Origin of the sequence: Endozoicomonas sp. SESOKO2 (genome assembly GCF_024606245.1) — a bacterium.
GTDB lineage: Bacteria > Pseudomonadota > Gammaproteobacteria > Pseudomonadales > Endozoicomonadaceae > Endozoicomonas_A.
On sequence record NZ_JAHHPQ010000393.1, the window covers coordinates 1 to 2,023 of the forward strand.

The following is a 2,023-nucleotide window of genomic DNA, read 5'->3' on the forward strand; positions in this document are numbered from 1 at the left end:
TATTGTAGTGGCTCAATAAATTAAACTGTTCTTCTCTCGATACGCTTGAGTGAGCAACCGAACAGATAAATAACAAGCATGAGAATAACGGTATTAGTTTACCGGATGTTTTCATTATTCATATCCTTAATTTGAGTAACTGACTTATTATCAGAAAACGACAAAGCGAGTTTTCCCGTACCGCCACAAACCTGCTTGTTTGTGGTTGTGAAAACCCGATCAGCACGCGCAGGAACGAGTCATAAGTCCTTAGAATTTTGTTGTTTTCATGAGGCTTTCCTTATAGTACAGCAATGTAATTCACGCTATCATTGTTTGCTCATTCATAAGATGAAATTTAATTGGCCGTCGCTCGCATCGAACTCGTTGTTAATTGAACAAGGTGTACAAGTAATCCAAAGGAGCATAAAACTTCATCCATTGGGTACGGGCTGTTTCGGTGAGACTTTCTTCAAGTGAGTAACCATAAACAGCATTGTTTGAAACGCCATTGATTAAAGCCAGAGCTAATGCAGGAGCCAAGGTAACAGCGCCGTTTCTCATTAAATGTTCTGAGTCCAGTATCCGGCTTTGTTGAAATAAAAATTGTATGGATCCGGTTCCGGCTATCGTTCCGATTAAGATCTCACTTCCATTCAGGTGTCTAACGTCAGGTATAGCTAAGGTTATGGTGATAAGTTCAGCTATGTTCAAGGATAGATCTGATCTGCCCCAGGAAACCATGGCCGCGGATATGGCTGTAGTAATCGATCCGGCTATGGCTCCGCTTCCCGCTGCTGCTATGGCTCCGCTTCCCGCTGCTGCTATGGCTTTTGCTTCTTTCTCCTCTATACCAGCACTGTCTGAATTAAGTACTGGAAGATAGCTTATTGCTGATATTGTTTCCGTCAATCCAGCAGATATCAAGTAAGCAATGGCCGCTTCCAAAGATGTTGAACCTATGGCGAGCATCTTTTTATAGAACATTATTCCGACCAGCATGCTAGCAGTTGATGACAACATGAAATATTCATTTCGGGCATAATCTAAAGGTTGGATTGTGCTTGTGTTCTGTTTCCTCAAGCTCCGAATAGCACTGGCTCCGGTTACGGTTCTTGCCACTACCTCATGGGTAAAATAAATCGCAGTTTTAATGGTGGCAGAATAAGGATTCTGGTGAGTGTATGTTTGATAACCAACGTAGGCTGTTCCTACAAATCGCAGTGGTTGCCACCAGGGCAGCTCAAGGGGCCACGGTGATAGGTGCCCGGCTAAGGCAACTTCAGTGGAGGTGATAACGGCTGCGAGTTGATGACAAAAAGATGCTCTGATCCCATGTAACTCATTTTCTTCTGTGCCTGACAGGTCAAAGCGACCTGCAAGGGCTGATACTACCTCGGGTGATTTGCAGATGCCGTACCAGAATCCATATTGGATCAGGGTTGAAACGGCCAGCCCGGAACCGCTGATAAACAGATTCAGACTGTCTCCAACTAATGATGCATTATTGTAGTGGCTCAATAAGTTAAACTGTTCTTCTTTCGATACGCCTGAGTGAGCGAATGAACAGATCAATAACAAGCACGAGAATAGTGGTATTAGTTTACCGGATGTTTTCATTGTTCATATCCTTAACTCGAATAACTGTTTTATTGCCAGGAAACGACAAACCTGGTCTTCCCGTACCACTATTAATATGCTTGTTTTTAGTTGTAAAAAAACCGGCCAGCACACTGAGGAATCTGTCACAAGTCCTTGGGACTTAGTTGTTTTAATGAGACCTTTTAGTACAGTAATGGGATTTTCGCCATCATTTTTTGGTGATTCATAATCTAATTATCCGTCGCTTGCATCTTACTCATTCTTAATTAAACAAGGTGTACAAATAATCCAGTGGAGCATAAACCTTCTGCCATTGGTTGCGGGCTGTTTCGGAAAAACTTTCTTCCAGCGAGACGCCATATAGAGCATTGTTTGAAAAGCCATTGGTCAGAGCAAGGGTGAATGCATGAATCAAGATTATAGCGACGTTGCTCAATAAATG

The 2,023-nt window shown here is 42.7% G+C and carries 2 protein-coding genes; both read right to left on the reverse strand.

Going from position 1 to position 2,023, the window contains the following annotated elements; translation table 11 throughout:
- Positions 1-369: 369 nt before the first annotated feature.
- Positions 370-1,500: a hypothetical protein gene (locus KDK17_RS08575; RefSeq protein WP_257254162.1), complete on the reverse strand. Its 1,131-nt coding sequence runs from the start codon at positions 1,498-1,500 to the stop codon at positions 370-372.
- Between the two features lie 343 nt (positions 1,501-1,843).
- A partial coding sequence (locus tag KDK17_RS08580) for a hypothetical protein (RefSeq protein ID WP_257287861.1) occupies positions 1,844-2,023 on the reverse strand: 180 nt, incomplete at its 5' end.